The following is a 17,024-nucleotide window of genomic DNA, read 5'->3' as shown; positions in this document are numbered from 1 at the left end:
ACAGGCTTATTGCGCTTTTAACCCCGTAACAGCCGTGAAACCAGTGAGGCTGTATAGTCTACCATGGGTACAATGCGCGCATAATTGAGCCTTGTGGGGCCGATTACCCCAAGCGCGCCAATCACACGCTGCTCAGAATCGCGATAGGGTGCAACCACCAGTGATGAGCCTGACAGTGAAAACAGTTTGTTTTCAGAACCGATAAAAATCCGCACGCCGGAACCGGCTTCAGCAAGATCCAAAAGCTGGATCATGCCTTCTTTGGTTTCCAGATCATCAAATAGCAGGCGCAAGCGCTCCAGATCATCCTGGGCAGAAATATTCTCCAGCAGATTGGAGCGTCCGCGCACAATCAGTCTGGTCTGTTGATCGCTGGCAGCACCGCCCCAGACCGCCAGACCCTGCTCAACCAAATGCTGGGAGAGGCTGTCGAGCGCCTGACGGGTTTCCTCGTGCAGCGCTTTAATCTGCGAGCGGGCCTCCGCAAGTGTTTTGCCGTGAATATGTGCATTAAGAAAATTGGAGGCTTCAATCAGCTGTGAAGATGTAACGCCTGCAGGCAACTCAATCACACGATTTTCAACATCACCGCTTTGTGTGACCATCACCGCTAAAGCCCGCGTCGGCTCAAGGCGCACAAATTCAATATGCTTTAAGGCGCCCTCGGCTTTGGTCGCAAGAACCAGACCGGCACCGCGCGATAGGCCGGAAAGAATCTGGCTGGCTTCGGTCAGCACATGCTCGGCAGAATTATTGTGCCCTGCGGCACGCACCTGATGCTCAATACTATTGCGCTCCGCTGCCGGCAGATCGCTGACTTCCATAAAGGCATCAACAAAAAACCTTAAGCCGAGTTGGGTCGGCATCCGGCCGGCAGAAATATGCGGTGAATAAACCAGCCCCAAATGTTCGAGGTCGCTCATCACATTGCGGATTGTGGCTGGCGACAGCGACAAAGGCAGCAACCGTGATAAATTACGCGAGCCCACAGGTTCGCCATCATTGAGATAGCTCTCAACAATACGCTGAAAAATATCACGCGAGCGCTGATCCAGCACCTGCAAGGGTGCATGCAGATTGTCAGCGCGGTCTGATCTGATCATTCGGGTGGTTTGCTCCATTTCGCCCTTATATATAGGCCATTCGCAGGCTTGGGCAAAGGGCATGATCAGCTGATTACGGAACTGAGGCGCGATTTTCCTTTAAATTTGTATCCATCCTGCTTAGAAGCGGGATAAGTATTCCGTTCAGGAAATTATTTGAGCAATTACCAGTCTGTCGTCATTGTGTGACGCAGCATTGTTTTAAAAGGAAAAACCGATGCGTCCATCCAAACGCGCTGCAGATGAAATGCGTGCTATCTCTTTTGAACGCGGCATTTCCAAACATGCAGAAGGCTCATGTCTGGTTAAATTCGGCGATACGCATGTGCTTTGCACAGCAAGCCTTGAAGAAAAAGTACCGGGCTGGATGCGCAATAGCGGCAAGGGCTGGGTTACCGCAGAATATGGCATGCTGCCGCGCTCTACCGGCGATCGTATGCGCCGTGAAGCTGCAAGCGGTAAGCAGGGTGGCCGTACGCAGGAAATTCAACGTCTGATCGGTCGCTCATTGCGCGCTGTTGTGGATATGCAGGCGCTGGGTGAATACCAGATCACTGTGGATTGCGATGTTATTCAGGCCGATGGCGGCACCCGCACTGCGGCGATTACCGGCGGCTGGGTTGCACTGCATGATTGCCTTCGCTGGATGGAAGCCCGCCAGATGGTTAAAGTCGACAAGGTTCTTAAAGACCATGTGGCTGCTATTTCTTGTGGTATTTATCAGGGTACGCCGGTGATCGATCTGGATTATCCGGAGGATTCCACCGCGCAGACCGATGCCAATTTTGTCATGACCGGTCGTGGCGGTATTGTTGAAGTACAGGGTACTGCGGAAGGTGAGCCGTTCTCGGATGAGGAATTCTCGGCACTGATGCTGCTGGCACGCAATGGTATTAAACGTTTGGTTGATTTGCAGAAAATGGCTGTTTCCTGAGCTATTTCTGCCGTTTGATCATATAAGTGAATTATCCAAGTTTTCGATTGGATAATTCACTTAACTGTGAACCAAGAGCTATTTTGAACCTGCTATAAGCGGGATGCGGTTTTTGTGAACAGAGATAAACGAAGGAAGAGCGCAATGCAGACCGGACGGCTTAAGCCAAAACAAATACTTGAAACTGCCCTTTATGTGCGTGATATCGAAGAGGCTGTGCATTTCTACCGCGATATTCTGGGGCTGGAGCTGGCATTGCCGCATAATCATCGCAATGCATTTTTCCGCTGCGGGACAGGTATTTTGCTGGTATTTGATGCGCAGGAAACGGTTAAGCCAGCGCCTGAAGGCACATTGCCCATTCCGACCCACGGTACCAGTGGCGCAGGTCATATCTGCTTTGCCGCCAGCCGTGAAGAAATTGCAGGCTGGAAACAGTTTTTTGAAAACCATGCCATTGCTATTGAGCGCGAGCTGCAATGGCCAAATGGCGCCTATTCGCTGTATATCCGCGACCCTTCCGGTAATTCTCTGGAATTCGCTGAACCCAAATTATGGAATCTGACATGAGAGTTTTGGAAAAAGGCAAATTGGTTGTGGCAAGTCACAATGCTGGCAAGCTCAGAGAAATTGCTGATCTGATCGGCCCTTTTGGCTTTGATACACAGTCAGCGGGTGGACTTGGTTTGCCTGAGCCGGATGAAACCGGCACAACTTTTGAAGAAAATGCTTATATCAAAGCTTTCGCAGCGGCGTCGGCGACTGGTCTGCCGGCGCTGTCTGATGATTCCGGCCTTGTTGTTGATGCACTGAATGGTGAGCCCGGCGTTTACACCGCCAATTGGGCAGAACGTGAAGATGGCAGCCGTGATTTCAATATGGCGATGACCAAAGTTCTCGACCGGCTGGAAGAGGCAGGTGCAACGCAGCCGGAGCAGCGCAAAGGCCGTTTTGTTTCGGTGATCTGCCTGTGCTGGCCGGACGGTCATGCGGAATATTATCGCGGTGAAGCGCAAGGCCGGATTGTAACCCCGCGTGGCAATGACGGTTTTGGCTTTGACCCGCTATTCCTGCCGGATGGTCATGAAAAGACCTTTGGTGAAATGACCGCAGAACAAAAACATGGTTGGAAACCGGGTGATTCGGCAGCGCTTTCGCACCGCGCCCGTGCCTTTCAGCTTTTTGCAAATGCTAAATTAGATATGTCGGGTGTGAATTGATGCAGTCCCTGTCTGCTATCCGTCCGGTTGCGAGTGATGCATTGCCTATTTTGCAGGCAGACGGGGATCATGCCTTTGGCATTTATCTGCATTGGCCGTTTTGTATGGCCAAATGCCCGTATTGCGATTTCAACTCGCATGTGCGCCATCAGCCAGTTGATCAGCCGCGTTTTGCACAAAGCTTTTTAACTGAAATGGCAACTTTGCGCGCCCGCACCGGCCCGCGCATAGTTACCAGTATTTTTCTTGGTGGTGGCACACCATCACTGATGCAGCCGCAAACCGTGGCTGCATTGCTTGATGGTATTGCCGGGCTCTGGACTGTTGCCGATAATATTGAGGTGACACTGGAAGCCAATCCGACCAGTGTTGAAGCTGATCGTTTTCGTGGTTACCGCGCAGCCGGCGTTAACAGGGTGTCGTTGGGTGTTCAGGCGCTGAATGACCGCGATCTGAAGCGGCTCGGGCGTTTGCATTCGGTGGCAGAAGCTAAAGTGGCAATTGGTCTTGCACGTGAGATTTTTCCGCGCCTGTCCTTTGACCTTATTTATGCGCGTCCTGATCAGACCATTGCCGAGTGGAATGCGGAACTGCGTGAAGCGATTGATCTGGCAGCCGATCATTTGTCGCTTTATCAGCTGACAATTGAAGAGGGCACGCAGTTTTATAATCTGTGGAAGGCTGGCAAACTCACCACGCCTGAACCGGAACATGCCGCAGCTCTGTATGAAGAGACGCAGCGGGTAACCACAGAACTTGGTTTGCCTGCCTATGAGATTTCCAACCATGCGGTTTCAGGGCGTGAATCCCAGCACAATCTGGTCTATTGGCGCTATGGAGAATATGTCGGGGTTGGTCCCGGCGCCCATGGCCGTTTTCGTGAAAATGGTATGCGCACCGTAACAATGACCGAAAAACACCCTGAAACATGGGTGGATAAAGTTGAAGCGCAAGGCCATGGTATTATCGAAGAAGAATATCTGACCGGTGAGCAAGAGGGCGACGAGTTTCTGATGATGGGGCTGCGCCTTAAAGAAGGCGTTGATCTGCGCCGTTATCAGACTTTGACAGGTCATGGCCTGAAGCCGGAGCGTCTTGCGCAGTTGCAGGAGCAGGGTTTTGTAGAAATATGTGATGAGCATTTTCTGCGTGCGACACCAGATGGCGCTTTGCTTTTAAATACGCTGGTTGCCGAACTGACCGCATAAATTGCAATGCGTATCTGAGCTGAAAACAGTCTTACAGTTTTCGCGATACGCTAAAAAGGACAAAGAGTGGAAGACAATACTCAGGATACACGCAGCTATGTGGTGGGCGAAAATGCTTTTCGCGCCCGCCCGATTGAGCCTGCGCTTTATATTGTCGCCACGCCAATTGGCAATCTCGGTGATATAACATTGCGCGCGCTTGAAGTGCTGGCATCTGCCGATCTGCTGGCGTGTGAAGACACACGCGTAACGCGTGTGCTGCTCAACCGCTTTGCCATTTCACGCCGACCTGTTGCCTATCATGAGCACAATGCCGCTGAAGCAGGGCCGAAATTGATGGCGGCTCTGGCGGCCGGTAAAAGTGTGGCGCTGGTCTCGGATGCCGGCACCCCTCTGGTGTCTGATCCGGGTTATCGTCTGGTTGAAGAGGCGCGCAACGCCGGTTACAAAGTGGTGCCGGTGCCCGGTGCTTCTGCGGTGATGGCGGCTTTGATGGCCTCGGGTCTGCCAACAGACAGCTTTATGTTTTGCGGATTTCTGCCATCCAAACAGGGGCAGCGCCGCAATAAGCTTGAAACCTATAAAGCGATTGATACAACGCTGATCTTTTTTGAATCACCCAATCGCGCTTCGGATACGCTGCAGGATATGGCGGCAGTCTATGGTGCAGACCGCCCCGCCGCTTTGTGCCGCGAACTGACCAAAGCCTATGAAACATTTTCAACCGCGACATTGGGCGAGTTGTGCGAAAAATATGACGGTGAAGACCGTATCCGTGGTGAGGTCGTGTTGCTTGTCGGGGCGCCGTTACAAAATTCGGCACCGGTGACTGAACAGGATATTGATGCGTTGCTGCTTAATCTGGCACAGGAATTACAGCCGTCTAAAGCGGCGGGTGAAGCCTCGCGCATGACCGGTAAACCAAAAGGCGAACTGTATCAGCGCCTGATGAGCCTGAAGGCTAAAAAATAATGAGTAGCTTTCGCGAGAAAAAGCAAAAAGCATTTTCTCGCGGGATATGGGCGGAGCGGTTGGCTGCTCTCGCACTCATGCTCAAAGGGTTTCGTATTATGGAACGGCGCTATAAAACGCGCTTCGGCGAAATCGACCTGATTGCTCGGCGCGGCACTCTGGTGCTGATTGTTGAGGTTAAAGCCCGCTCATCGTTACAAGCGGCTATGGATGCGGTTAGCCATAATAATCTGCAACGGATCGAGGCTGCCGCCGATCATTGGCTGGCGCGTCAGCCTGATCGTAACAAGCTGCATTTGCGGTTTGATCTGATAGCGGTTTTACCGCGCCGCTGGCCCGTGCATATACCGGCAGCGACACACTTCCAGAATTAAATTTCATAAAATTTGCCAAACACGGAAAAGCGATGCGGTGCGGCTGTAGCGCGGGCAAGCCTGTTTCTTATAAGCCTGCCCGGAATGAGGGATATTAAACACAGTTTAAAACCGTTTTTAAAAGGTAGAAATTGTGAGCGCGCATCCTGTCCGATTAACTGCTTTTCCGGCTTTCTTCCGCGTTGATAATGCGGCAGTTCTGATTGTCGGTGGCGGTGAAGAAGCGCTGAATAAAGCGCGTCTGGTTGCGCAGACAACAGCGCAAATCCGCATTGTGGTGCCTGACGGGGACGTGCCTGATGCCGCTTTGATAGAATTTGTGCTGGATGGCGGGCATCATTTACGCAGCGGTGGTCTTAAAGATAGTGATTTTACCGATGTTAAACTGGCCTTTGTTGCAACTGGTGATGCTGTAGATGATGCAGCCATTGCCGATACTATCCGCGCCCGCCATATTCCGGTCAATGTAGTCGACAGGCCACAGCTCTGTGATTTCTACACGCCTGCCATTGTGGCGCGGGCACCCGTAGCAGTGGCTATCGGCACAGAGGGTGCCGGGCCGGTTCTGGCACAAAAATTGCGCCGTGAAATCAATGCGGCATTGTCGCCCCGACTTGGTGCTTTGGCGCAATTGGCAGCCAGCTACCGCGATAGGGTTGAGCATAAGCTGGCGCATGGTGCTACGCGCCGCCAGTTTTGGGATGTATTTTTCAATGGTGTAATCGCACAGGCAGTTGAGCGCGGCGACTTTGCAGGCGCCCAGAACGCAATTGATGCGCTGTTAAATGTAACAGCGCAACCGGCCGGCTATGTATGGCTGATTGGTGCAGGCCCCGGAGCCGAAGATTTGCTGACCTTGCGGGCGCATCGTGTGCTGATGCAGGCTGATATCATTCTCTATGACGCTCTGGTGCCTGAAAATGTTGTGGCTATGGGCAGACGTGATGCGCAGCGCATTGCAGTGGGCAAACGCAAAGGCTGCCATTCCAAAACCCAAAGCCAGATCAATGCACTGCTGGTGGAACTGGCAGAACAGGGAAAGCGCGTGGTGCGGTTAAAATCCGGTGATCCGCTGATCTTTGGTCGCGCCGGTGAAGAAATGGCAGCATTGCGTGCGGCCAATATCGGATTTGAAGTGGTGCCCGGTATTACTTCGGCCCTCGCAGCGGCCGCCGATATGCAATTGCCACTGACATTGCGCGGTATTGCATCATCGCTGATTTTTACCACCGGCCACGATATGGCGGGTGATGTGCTGCCCGATTGGGCGCGGTTGTGCTTAAGCGGTGCCACGATTGCGGTCTATATGGGCGCCAGTGTTGCGGCCTCTGTTGCCGCACGGCTGATGCATGCGGGCTTGCATGAGGATACGGCCGTTGCCGTGGTGGAAAATGCCGGAAGGTCTGATCGCACCATGTTGCACGGACTGCTGAAAGATTTGGCTCTGCTGGAGAACCACACGCAGCTCAGCGGCCCCGTGATGGTGATTATTGGTGATGCAGTTGCGGGCGGATCATTTGAGCATGCTCAGCCCTTGGTGCAACCTTTGGCTCAACCTCTGGCTAATGAGGCGCCCCAATTTTTCGCTGTTGCTACGCAGCCAACATATCAAAATTCTGATGCGGCGGCGCATGACGCATCGCTGAACGGATAAACAGGAGACAAGATCATGCTGACAGTCAAAGTCTTGAGTGCCAATCGTCTGAGCGATGGTGTGTCGGTCTGGCTCGGTGCGGACGGTCATTGGGCTCACTCCATTCGTAATGCGCTGCTTGCACGCCACCCTGAAGCAGTCGCGGCATTGGAACTGGCAGGTGTTCAGGCCAGCCTCTCTGATGAGGTGGTAGATATCAATGTGATCGATGTGGAAGAGCGCGGTGACGAATTGTTTCCTGTGCGGCTGCGCGAGCGTATCCGCCTGTCTGGCCCCACCATTCATCCGGTGGTGCGCCTTCATGCGGTTGCAAGCTGAGCCGCAAGCGCTTCAGAAAAGCAGAAGCATTTGGCTAAAATTTAAGATTGTTGCGTCGATTGGGAGACCGCATTTATGTACCGCTATGATGAGTTTGACCGCGAATTTGTGTTCGCCCGTGTGGCGCAATTTCGCGATCAGGTGCAGCGCCGTCTGAGCGGTGAACTGAGCGAAGAGCATTTCAAGCCGTTGCGGTTGATGAATGGCGTCTATCTTCAACTTCATGCTTATATGCTGCGTATTGCAATTCCTTATGGCACGCTGTCTTCCCGCCAGATGCGTAAGCTCGGCTCTATTGCCCGTCATTATGACCGTGGTTACGGCCATTTTACCACGCGGCAAAATCTGCAGTTTAACTGGCCGAAACTCACCGATATTCCGGCTATTCTTGAAGAGCTGGCCGAGGTGGAAATGCACGCCATTCAAACCTCCGGCAATTGTATTCGTAATGTGACCGCTGATCATTTTGCCGGTGCGGCACGGGATGAGGTGGCGGATCCGCGCCCCTATGCGGAAATTCTTCGCCAATGGTCATCTTTGCATCCGGAATTTTCTTACCTGCCGCGCAAGTTCAAAATTGCAGTCACCGGTGCTGAGGCTGATCGGGCGGCCATTCAGGTGCATGATATCGGTTTGCATCTGAAGGAAAATGCGCAAGGGCAGCGCGGCTTTGCGGTCTATATTGGCGGCGGGCAGGGACGCACGCCGATGATTGCCAAAAAGATACGTGACTTTCTGCCTGAGGCAGATCTGCTGACTTATATAACTGCGATTGTACGGGTGTATAATCTTCATGGGCGCCGCGATAATAAGTATAAAGCGCGGATTAAAATCCTTGTCCATGAAACTGGTATCGAGGATTTACAGGCGCAAATTGAAGCTGAATGGCTGGCAATTAAAGACAGTGATCTGCAATTGCCGGAGGCTGATATTGCTGCCATTAACGCCTATTTTGCAGCTCCGCTTCTTGAAGAGCGGGCTGCAGGCCACGGGCTGGTGGTGCAAGCACGTAAGGCCGATAGTGCATTTTTGTCATGGTTTACCCGCAATGTCACAGCACATAAACATCCGGATTATGGTGTGGTAACAATCTCGCTCAAGGCAATCGGTGAAATTCCGGGCGATGCCTCCGCGGATCAAATGGACATTATTGCCGATCTGGCTGAAGCCTATTCGCAAGCTGAAATCCGCGTCAGCCATGAGCAGAATCTGGTGCTGCCGCATGTGGCGCTGGCTGATTTGCCGGCACTTCATGCACGCTTGCAATATGCCGGTCTGGCTACTGCCAATGCAGGGCTGATTACCGATATTATTGCCTGCCCCGGTCTTGATTATTGCGCGCTGGCCAATGCGCGCTCTATTCCGGTGGCGCAGCGTATTTCCGAGCGGTTTGGCTCACAACAGCGTCAGGAAGAAATCGGTGATCTGAAAATAAAAATTTCCGGCTGCATCAATGCCTGCGGCCATCATCATGTCGGCCATATCGGTATTCTTGGTGTCGAGAAAAAGGGTGAGGAACTCTATCAAATCACATTGGGCGGTTCGGGCGACGAGTTCACCTCTATCGGTGATATTACCGGACGTGGCTTCTCATCGGAAACCGTGGTGGAGGCGATTGAAACCGTGGTTGATACCTATCTGCGCTTGCGTGAAAAACCGCAGGAGAGCTTTCTTGAGACCTATCGGCGCTTAGGGGCGCAGCCCTTTAAAGCCGCACTTTATGGTGAGAGCGCTCATGCTGCCTGAGCCACATATTCAGCGCGTCGCGGAGCGCGCACAGCAACTCAATGCACGTTATGACGGGGCAACAGCTGCAGAAATTGTAGCGGTAAGTTTACAGGAGTTTGGGGCAGGGCTTGCCGCAGTTTCATCTTTTGGTGCAGATTCGGCGGTGCTGTTACATGTGATTGCGCAAACAGAGCCGACATTGCCGGTGCTGTTTTTACAAACCAATAAGCATTTTCCGGCCACATTGCGCTATCGCGCGCAATTGGCTGAGGAACTGGGTTTGAGCGATATACGCGATATTGTGCCAGATCATGCCGCTTTAAAGCTGCATGATCCGCTCGGAGCTTTATGCCTGACCGATAAAGACCGTTGCTGTGATTTACGCAAAACCCAGCCATTGGCACAAGCTGTTGCGCCATTTCAAGCATGGCTAACAGGACGCAAGCAATTTCAGGCTGCCACGCGCGCCGGTCTGCCGGTGTTTGAAGCGGTCGGACAGCATATCCGTATTAATCCGCTGACAAGCTGGACAGAGCAGGATTTGGAGGCCTACCGCCAAGCGCATGCTTTACCACCTCATCCGCTGGTTGCGCAAAATTATCGTTCAATCGGCTGTATGCCATGTACGCGTGCGCTGCTTGATGGTGAAGACCAGCGTGCGGGGCGCTGGGCCGGCAATGGCAAGACCGAATGCGGCATCCATTTAAGCGGGCTGGAAGCGCATCTTAAAAAGACTGTCATAAAAGGGGCGGATGCATGACGGATAATTCAAAATCTCCGGTTCTCTGGTCGCGCGCAGGTGTGGTGAATGATGCATTTGTACCCGTTGAGGCACCTGAAGCGATTACGGATCATAAAGCAGTTTTACTGCCGCTGTCCGTCTGGTTGCAATTGGATGAAAGTAAGCGCCGGTTTCGTAATATCCGTATCGGCGTGAGGATTGAGGCTGCAGATGCACTGGATCCACTCTTGAATGATCTGCAACATATTGCGCTGGTTGTACTTGATTTTCCTGCATTCAATGATGGCAGATCGTTTTCCAAGGCGGCACAGTTACGGGCGCATTATGGCTTTTTCGGTGAGCTAAGAGCGTCTGGCATGGTGCGCATTGATCAGGTTGGCGCCATGTTGCGTGCTGGATTTGATACTTTGGAGATCAGTGATGCTTTGACTTTAGCGCGGCTGCAGGCAGGTGATTTGCATGATACAGGTGTTTATTATCAACCTGTCGCCGGTGGCATTTTCGGCGCTGAAAAAAAAGCGGAAGGCTTCAGGTGGCGTCGCCGGATTTCCTGAAACTGCTCTAAATCCGGCCTGAGCATAACCCGCCCTTAGGGTGTATGAAGGGTAATAATGCTTGTTTTATGTGCCGAAAACATTATCTACGACAATAGCCCTGTCTCTTCCACTGTTCAAAAGGCAATGTTTTGAGCTCTGATACACTCCTTATTCATGTGATTGACCAAAAAGGTGAGCGTCATACGCTTGAGGCTCTTGAGGGCTTTCGGGTTATGGAAATTATCCGTGACTGGGGGCTGAATATTAAGGCTGAATGTGGTGGCGCCTGCGCTTGCGGCACTTGCCATGTCTATGTGGCTCCGGAATGGGCACACAAGCTCTATGAGCCACAGGATGAAGAGCTTGATCAGCTTGATGAGACATTTCATGTGGAAGACAATTCGCGATTGTCCTGTCAGATTATTATGACGGCAGATCTGAATGGTCTTGAGGTCAGATTGGCGCCTGGCACCGAGGCTGACCGCGAGGCGGCCTGAACGCTTCTTTATGAGACGCGAGCGCCTCTATATTTGAAATGCAATTTCCCTCACCACTTTGTTTTGAAGATGACTTTTCTGTCAGCCCTGTGATAGATAGCAATTTCAGGAAATCAGGCATTATAAGCCTCTCTTCATGCAAACTGATTGTTAGGAAAAAATCGTGATCCGGCATATTGTATTTTTCAGCGTCAAAGAAGATCAGGACGTAGAGGATGTGTGTCAGCGTTTACGGGCTTTGGCGACCATTCCGCATTCCGAATGTTTCGAAGTTGTGCGTAACAGCAAGGTTGACCCGATGTGCGATCGTATTGATCTGGTGGTTTATGGCGAGTTCCGCGATGAGGCCGCCTTGGCAGCATTTAAAGCGCATCCGACATATGACGCTACCACACAGGCCGTGCGCCCGCTGCGCGAGTTCCGCTATTCAGCTGATTTCACATCAACTATCGGCGAATAATTGCGTTGATATCCCCTGAAAAACACCGATATTGGTGCTGGCTGTTTTGATCAGTGGTTGAAGATTTAAGAAAATAGTGATTGTCTGGCTTGAAGATAATCTTAAATCAGCCCTGAGCGGCGTTTTGTGCGGCGTGTCTGTGCTGCATAATCATAAGAATGCTCAACACGCGGCGTATTGAGCCGGTAAATAGGAAATGCATATGGACGATTATGAAAAATATGCCATGGGCATGATGATCGTTTTCGGCGCACTGATTATTGGTGCCCTGATGACTGTTAATCTGGTGGTTTATGACAAGGCCGGATTTTTGTTTGCGCTTGGTGCGGCAGTTGTTGCGTGGTTTTCGGCCTTTGCGGTACTGCTTGATAAACCCCGTATCTATGGCGGTTTGATCGCTGTGGCTATTGGTCTGGTTGCCGCTTCAATCGGTGCCTATGTTACCTGATACGCTTTTAATCAATCGATTTTCAAAAAAAGCCGCCTCACTGAGGCGGCTTTTTTGGTTTTGGAATTAGATAAAAGGTGAGTAACACAAACGGCGCGGGCCGTAATTCGGCTGGAATGTATTATCTGATGCGCGGTATGACCGGTAACGGTTATAGCACCAGTTCACATGCGAGCTGCCGCCGGAACGATAGCTGCGCTCGCGATAGGGGCGCGGCGGAGCAGGCCGGAATTGCGGCTGGTAATAGGGCCGGTAGTGTGGCCGGTATTGAGGGCGGCTATGGCCCCAGCCCTGATACGGGCGTGGACCGTTCCAATGGCGCGGCCTGTGGCGTTGTTCGTAGCGCGGGTCATAACGGGGGCGGTCATAGCGGCGCTCAGGATAATATTGCACATTCTGGCTAAGTGCCTGCTTTGCCGTGGTCATATCCAGCAACACTGCGCCATGCGCTGCGGCAACAGGCTGAGCTTGTACTGTGCCCGCAGACATCAGCCCAATGGTTAGTGCGGTGGCAGCCGCGGTAAAATAAGAGATCAGTTTATACATCTCTGCTTCCTCAGTTAAACAGTCGGGCTCAGTTAAACAACCGGGCTTAGCTAAACAGCTGGGCTCAATTAAACAGGTGAGCGCGTTTCAGCACGCTGTCAGCCAACATTATTGGTTCCAACATGAACGCTGCATGACTGGCCTTGCCCAGCGCAGAAAAACCAAGACAAATTTTGCGGTCTGCATACACGTTTTATGTGGCGATGTAGCCTCACTTGATCATGGTGCGAAGACTATCCATGGATGTAGCATGTAAGATTACTGTTGAGCTGTTTGACATAAAGATATGTTTATGTCATCAAGTCGATGCAGTTTTGAGAATGAACAGGATATCGCATGAGCACGTCACTGGATGATCTTTTTGGCCCCGTCACTGTCAAACCGGATGGGTCTGAAGTGCTGAGCGCTTTGCAAAAAGCCGCACGGGAACGCATTCTGATTCTGGATGGCGCGATGGGTACGCAGATTCAGGGGTTGGGCTTTCATGAAGAGCATTTTCGCGGGACAAGATTCGCCGGTTGCGATTGCCATTTGCAGGGCAATAATGATCTTTTAACACTGACGCAGCCGCAGGCGATTGAAAAAATCCATTATGATTATGCGATTGCCGGTGCTGATATTCTCGAAACCAATACATTCTCCTCAACTTCCATTGCGCAGGCTGATTACAGCATGGAGGCTGCTGTTTATGATCTGAACCGTGATGGTGCACGTCTGGCACGTCGCGCCGCCTTACGGGCGCAGCAAAAAGATGGCCGCCGCCGCTTTGTTGCCGGTGCCTTGGGACCGACAAACCGCACAGCATCATTGTCGCCGGATGTGAATAATCCGGGCTATCGGGCGGTTAGTTTTGATGATCTGCGCATTGCCTATGCCGAGCAGCTTCATGGTCTGATTGATGGCGGCTCAGATATCATTCTGATTGAAACCATCTTTGATACGCTGAACGCGAAAGCGGCGATTTTTGCCTGTGAACAGGTCTTTATTGAAAAAGGCGTGCGTCTGCCATTAATGATCTCCGGTACGATTACGGATCTGTCAGGTCGTACATTGTCGGGGCAGACCCCGACGGCGTTTTGGTATTCATTGCGCCACGCCAAGCCATTCACCATTGGTTTGAACTGCGCATTGGGTGCCAATGCTATGCGCGCGCATCTGGCTGAAATTTCAGGTGTAGCTGATACATTCACCTGTGCTTATCCCAATGCCGGACTGCCAAACGAATTTGGCCGTTACGATGAAACACCCGATGTGATGGCCGCGCAGATGGAAGATTTTGCCCGCGAAGGTCTGGTGAATGTGGTTGGTGGTTGCTGTGGCTCTACGCCTGAGCATATTACGGCGATTGCCGAAGCCACGGGCAAATATCCACCACGCCAACCGGTGAAGCTGGCACCGCAGATGCGACTGTCCGGCCTAGAGCCGTTTACACTCACCAAGGATATTCCGTTTGTAAATATTGGCGAGCGTACCAATGTGACCGGTTCTGCCAAGTTTCGTAAACTGATTACTGCGGGCGATTATTCGACTGCGCTCGATGTGGCGCGCGATCAGGTCAGTAATGGTGCGCAGATTATCGACATCAATATGGATGAAGGTCTGATCGATTCACAAAAAGTCATGGTTGAATATCTCAACCTTGTCGCTGCCGAGCCGGATATTGCCCGCGTTCCGGTGATGATCGACAGCTCCAAATGGGATGTTATTGAGGCCGGTCTGAAATGCGTGCAAGGCAAGCCGCTGGTAAACTCGATCTCGATGAAAGAGGGCGAAGAGGCCTTCATCCATCACGCTAAACTTGTGCGCGCTTATGGTGCTGCGGTGGTGGTGATGGCGTTTGATGAGGTAGGGCAGGCCGACACCAAAGAGCGCAAGGTTGAAATTTGTACCCGAGCCTATAAAATCCTCACCGAGCAGGTTGGCTTCCCGCCGGAAGATATTATTTTTGATCCCAATGTGTTCGCCGTTGCGACAGGTATTGAAGAACACAATAATTACGGCAATGATTTTATTGAGGCCACGAAAGAGATCATTGAAACTCTGCCACATGTGCATATTTCGGGTGGCGTTTCCAATCTTTCCTTCTCATTCCGGGGTAACGAGCCGGTACGTGAGGCGATGCATGCGGTGTTTCTTTATCATGCCATTCAGGTTGGCATGGATATGGGCATCGTCAATGCAGGACAGCTGGCGGTTTATGATGCAATTGATCCGGAATTGCGTGAGGCCTGCGAAGATGTGGTGCTGAACCGTCGTGATGATGCGACCGAGCGTTTGCTTGACATTGCCGAGCGCTATCGTGGCGCGGCAGGTAAGGAAGCCAAAGAAAAAGACCTGAGATGGCGTGAGCGCTCAGTGGAAGAGCGCATTACCCATGCGCTGGTCAATGGAATTACCGAGTTTATTGAGGCGGATACCGAAGAGGCGCGCCAAAGTGCAGAGCGACCGTTACATGTGATTGAAGGCCCGCTGATGGCCGGTATGAATGTGGTCGGTGATCTGTTTGGTTCGGGCAAAATGTTCTTGCCGCAGGTGGTGAAATCTGCCCGCGTGATGAAACAGGCTGTGGCGGTTCTGCTGCCTTATATGGAAGAAGAAAAACGCCTGAACGGTGGCGAGGAGCGCCAGAGTGCAGGCAAAATTCTCATGGCCACGGTTAAGGGCGATGTGCATGATATCGGCAAGAATATTGTTGGTGTTGTGCTGGCCTGTAATAATTATGAAATTATTGATCTTGGCGTGATGGTTCCGGCGGCAAAGATTTTGCAGGTCGCGCGGGATGAAAAAGTGGATATTATCGGCCTGTCCGGGCTTATCACTCCTTCATTGGATGAGATGGTGCATGTGGCGGCTGAGATGGAGCGTGAAGGCTTTGACCTGCCATTGCTGATTGGTGGCGCGACCACCAGCCGTGTACATACGGCGGTTAAGATTCATCCGAAATATCAGCGCGGGCAGACGGTCTATGTGCTTGATGCCTCACGTGCTGTGGGTGTGGTGTCGCAATTGCTGTCACCGGAGCAAAAAGACGAATATATTGCAAACACCCGTGCTGAATATGCCAAGGTAACGGCCGCTCATGAACGCAGTGAAGCCGAGAAAAAGCGCCTGCCGCTGGCTCGTGCCCGTGAAAATGCACAAAAACTGGACTGGGAAAACTATACGCCACCCAAGCCGAATTTCCTCGGTACCAAAACATTTGAAACCTATGATCTGGAAGAACTGGCACAATATATCGACTGGACACCGTTTTTTCAGACTTGGGAATTAAAGGGCCGGTATCCGGCTATTCTGGATGATGAAAAGCAGGGCGCTGCCGCCCGCCAGCTTTTTGCGGATGCGCAGGCAATGCTGAAAAAGATCATCGAAGAAAAGTGGTTTGCACCGCGCGCTGTGATCGGTTTCTGGCCGGCTAATGTGGTCGGTGATGATATTCAGCTTTATAAAGATGATACCCGTAAAGAGCAGTCTGAAACTTTCTTCACTTTGCGCCAGCAGCTTTCCAAGCGTGATGGCCGTCCGAATGTGGCGCTGTCAGATTTTGTAGCGCCGTTTGAGAGCGGTAAAGCCGATTATATCGGTGGCTTTGTGGTGACTGCCGGTATTGAAGAAGTGGCAATTGCCGAGCGCTTTGAGCGCGCCAATGATGATTACTCGTCTATCCTTGTGAAAGCGCTGGCAGATCGTTTTGCGGAAGCCTTTGCCGAGGCGATGCATGAGCGGGTACGTAAAGAATTCTGGGGCTATGGTGCTGATGAAAGTTTTACGCCGGATCAGCTTGCCGGTGAGCCTTATGCAGGTATTCGTCCCGCACCGGGTTATCCGGCACAACCTGATCATACGGAAAAAACCACATTGTTCCGCTTGCTCAATGCCACAGAAAACACCGGCGTGATCTTGACAGAAAGCTACGCGATGTGGCCCGGTTCCTCGGTATCAGGGCTCTATCTTTCGCATCCTGACAGTTATTATTTTGGCGTTGCCAAAGTGGAGCGTGATCAGGTGGAAGATTATGGGAAACGCAAAAATATGCCGGTGCAGGATGTGGAGCGCTGGTTGGGGCCGATTTTGAATTACATCCCCGTGAATTAATAAAATATTGATCGGTGTAACCGAAAAAAAACACAGTAACCCGCAATTTATTGCAGGCGTTTATATAAGTTGTTCATCTGCTGTTCAGATTAACTGCGCAATATTAATCTGGTGCGGTCAAGGGATTGCACCAGATATATCGGCATTGACATTGTTGAGTAGTTTCAACAGGATGCCGGTATCTGCAGCTTC

The 17,024-nt window shown here is 51.8% G+C and carries 17 protein-coding genes; 15 read left to right on the top strand and 2 right to left on the bottom strand.

The window, feature by feature from the left end; translation table 11 throughout:
• Positions 1–17: 17 nt before the first annotated feature.
• A complete protein-coding gene (hrcA, locus tag MP213Fo_RS06235; protein ID WP_421090769.1) occupies positions 18–1,103 on the bottom strand; it encodes a heat-inducible transcriptional repressor HrcA in 1,086 nt (361 codons plus the stop codon).
• 217 nt (positions 1,104–1,320) lie between these two features.
• Between hrcA and rph the strand changes: the two genes are divergently transcribed.
• The 14 genes from rph (at position 1,321) to MP213Fo_RS06165 (ending at position 12,194) form a co-directional block, all read left to right on the top strand.
• Positions 1,321–2,037 (top strand): ribonuclease PH, encoded by a 717-nt coding sequence (rph, locus tag MP213Fo_RS06230; protein WP_421090768.1) that lies wholly within the window; start codon positions 1,321–1,323, stop codon positions 2,035–2,037.
• Between the two features lie 144 nt (positions 2,038–2,181).
• On the top strand, positions 2,182–2,607 hold the full coding sequence (locus MP213Fo_RS06225) for a VOC family protein (protein ID WP_421090767.1): 426 nt from the start codon (positions 2,182–2,184) through the stop codon (positions 2,605–2,607).
• The gene (gene rdgB, locus MP213Fo_RS06220; RefSeq protein WP_421090766.1) at positions 2,604–3,257 is read left to right on the top strand and encodes an RdgB/HAM1 family non-canonical purine NTP pyrophosphatase; all 654 of its coding nucleotides are present in this window, start codon (positions 2,604–2,606) and stop codon (positions 3,255–3,257) included. The genes MP213Fo_RS06225 and rdgB overlap by 4 nt, the downstream gene beginning before the upstream one ends.
• Positions 3,257–4,465, top strand: a complete 1,209-nt coding sequence (gene hemW, locus MP213Fo_RS06215; protein WP_421090765.1) for a radical SAM family heme chaperone HemW — start codon at positions 3,257–3,259, stop codon at positions 4,463–4,465. Before rdgB ends, hemW begins: the two co-directional genes overlap by 1 nt.
• Positions 4,466–4,531: 66 nt before the next feature.
• Complete coding sequence (gene rsmI, locus MP213Fo_RS06210) at positions 4,532–5,437, top strand: 16S rRNA (cytidine(1402)-2'-O)-methyltransferase (protein WP_421090764.1); 906 nt, start codon at positions 4,532–4,534, stop codon at positions 5,435–5,437.
• Positions 5,437–5,811, top strand: a complete 375-nt coding sequence (locus MP213Fo_RS06205; RefSeq protein ID WP_421090763.1) for a YraN family protein — start codon at positions 5,437–5,439, stop codon at positions 5,809–5,811. The genes rsmI and MP213Fo_RS06205 overlap by 1 nt, the downstream gene beginning before the upstream one ends.
• A 133-nt stretch (positions 5,812–5,944) precedes the next feature.
• A complete protein-coding gene (gene cysG, locus MP213Fo_RS06200; RefSeq protein WP_421090762.1) occupies positions 5,945–7,465 on the top strand; it encodes a siroheme synthase CysG in 1,521 nt (506 codons plus the stop codon).
• Positions 7,466–7,483: 18 nt separating this feature from the next.
• Entirely contained in the window at positions 7,484–7,783 is a 300-nt protein-coding gene (locus MP213Fo_RS06195) for a DUF2849 domain-containing protein (protein WP_421091039.1), read from the top strand.
• A 75-nt stretch (positions 7,784–7,858) separates the two neighbouring features.
• Positions 7,859–9,529, top strand: coding sequence for a nitrite/sulfite reductase (locus MP213Fo_RS06190; protein WP_421090761.1), 1,671 nt, complete (start codon positions 7,859–7,861; stop codon positions 9,527–9,529).
• Positions 9,519–10,271, top strand: a complete 753-nt coding sequence (locus MP213Fo_RS06185) for a phosphoadenylyl-sulfate reductase (protein ID WP_421090760.1) — start codon at positions 9,519–9,521, stop codon at positions 10,269–10,271. The genes MP213Fo_RS06190 and MP213Fo_RS06185 overlap by 11 nt, the downstream gene beginning before the upstream one ends.
• Complete coding sequence (locus MP213Fo_RS06180; RefSeq protein WP_421090759.1) at positions 10,268–10,807, top strand: DUF934 domain-containing protein; 540 nt, start codon at positions 10,268–10,270, stop codon at positions 10,805–10,807. The genes MP213Fo_RS06185 and MP213Fo_RS06180 overlap by 4 nt, the downstream gene beginning before the upstream one ends.
• 131 nt (positions 10,808–10,938) lie before the next feature.
• Positions 10,939–11,286 (top strand): 2Fe-2S iron-sulfur cluster-binding protein, encoded by a 348-nt coding sequence (locus tag MP213Fo_RS06175; protein WP_421090758.1) that lies wholly within the window; start codon positions 10,939–10,941, stop codon positions 11,284–11,286.
• Positions 11,287–11,449: 163 nt separating this feature from the next.
• Positions 11,450–11,746: a Dabb family protein gene (locus tag MP213Fo_RS06170; protein ID WP_421090757.1), complete on the top strand. Its 297-nt coding sequence runs from the start codon at positions 11,450–11,452 to the stop codon at positions 11,744–11,746.
• A 202-nt stretch (positions 11,747–11,948) separates the two neighbouring features.
• Positions 11,949–12,194, top strand: a complete 246-nt coding sequence (locus MP213Fo_RS06165; RefSeq protein ID WP_421090756.1) for a hypothetical protein — start codon at positions 11,949–11,951, stop codon at positions 12,192–12,194.
• Between the two features lie 66 nt (positions 12,195–12,260).
• Here the strand turns inward: MP213Fo_RS06165 and MP213Fo_RS06160 are convergent, their stop codons facing one another.
• Positions 12,261–12,740: a BA14K family protein gene (locus MP213Fo_RS06160; RefSeq protein WP_421090755.1), complete on the bottom strand. Its 480-nt coding sequence runs from the start codon at positions 12,738–12,740 to the stop codon at positions 12,261–12,263.
• A gap of 336 nt (positions 12,741–13,076) precedes the next feature.
• Here MP213Fo_RS06160 and metH point away from each other — a divergent pair, with 336 nt between their 5' ends.
• The gene (metH, locus tag MP213Fo_RS06155; RefSeq protein ID WP_421090754.1) at positions 13,077–16,832 is read left to right on the top strand and encodes a methionine synthase; all 3,756 of its coding nucleotides are present in this window, start codon (positions 13,077–13,079) and stop codon (positions 16,830–16,832) included.
• Positions 16,833–17,024: the final 192 nt, after the last annotated feature.

The organism is Pseudochrobactrum mosebachae (genome assembly GCF_048914685.1).
Classification (GTDB): domain Bacteria; phylum Pseudomonadota; class Alphaproteobacteria; order Rhizobiales; family Rhizobiaceae; genus Pseudochrobactrum.
Note: the sequence above shows the minus strand (reverse complement) of the source record. Positions and strands in the feature narration are given on the sequence as shown.

What these genes read in the sequence shown, in the direction of transcription:
- hrcA (WP_421090769.1), bottom strand. Translation starts at nt 1,103, where the DNA reads ATGATCAGATCAGACCGCGCTGACAATCTGCATGCACCCTTGCAGGTG.
- rph (WP_421090768.1), top strand. Translation starts at nt 1,321, where the DNA reads ATGCGTCCATCCAAACGCGCTGCAGATGAAATGCGTGCTATCTCTTTT.
- MP213Fo_RS06225 (WP_421090767.1), top strand. Translation starts at nt 2,182, where the DNA reads ATGCAGACCGGACGGCTTAAGCCAAAACAAATACTTGAAACTGCCCTT.
- rdgB (WP_421090766.1), top strand. Translation starts at nt 2,604, where the DNA reads ATGAGAGTTTTGGAAAAAGGCAAATTGGTTGTGGCAAGTCACAATGCT.
- hemW (WP_421090765.1), top strand. Translation starts at nt 3,257, where the DNA reads ATGCAGTCCCTGTCTGCTATCCGTCCGGTTGCGAGTGATGCATTGCCT.
- MP213Fo_RS06205 (WP_421090763.1), top strand. Translation starts at nt 5,437, where the DNA reads ATGAGTAGCTTTCGCGAGAAAAAGCAAAAAGCATTTTCTCGCGGGATA.
- MP213Fo_RS06190 (WP_421090761.1), top strand. Translation starts at nt 7,859, where the DNA reads ATGTACCGCTATGATGAGTTTGACCGCGAATTTGTGTTCGCCCGTGTG.
- MP213Fo_RS06185 (WP_421090760.1), top strand. Translation starts at nt 9,519, where the DNA reads ATGCTGCCTGAGCCACATATTCAGCGCGTCGCGGAGCGCGCACAGCAA.
- MP213Fo_RS06180 (WP_421090759.1), top strand. Translation starts at nt 10,268, where the DNA reads ATGACGGATAATTCAAAATCTCCGGTTCTCTGGTCGCGCGCAGGTGTG.
- MP213Fo_RS06165 (WP_421090756.1), top strand. Translation starts at nt 11,949, where the DNA reads ATGGACGATTATGAAAAATATGCCATGGGCATGATGATCGTTTTCGGC.
- MP213Fo_RS06160 (WP_421090755.1), bottom strand. Translation starts at nt 12,740, where the DNA reads ATGTATAAACTGATCTCTTATTTTACCGCGGCTGCCACCGCACTAACC.
- metH (WP_421090754.1), top strand. Translation starts at nt 13,077, where the DNA reads ATGAGCACGTCACTGGATGATCTTTTTGGCCCCGTCACTGTCAAACCG.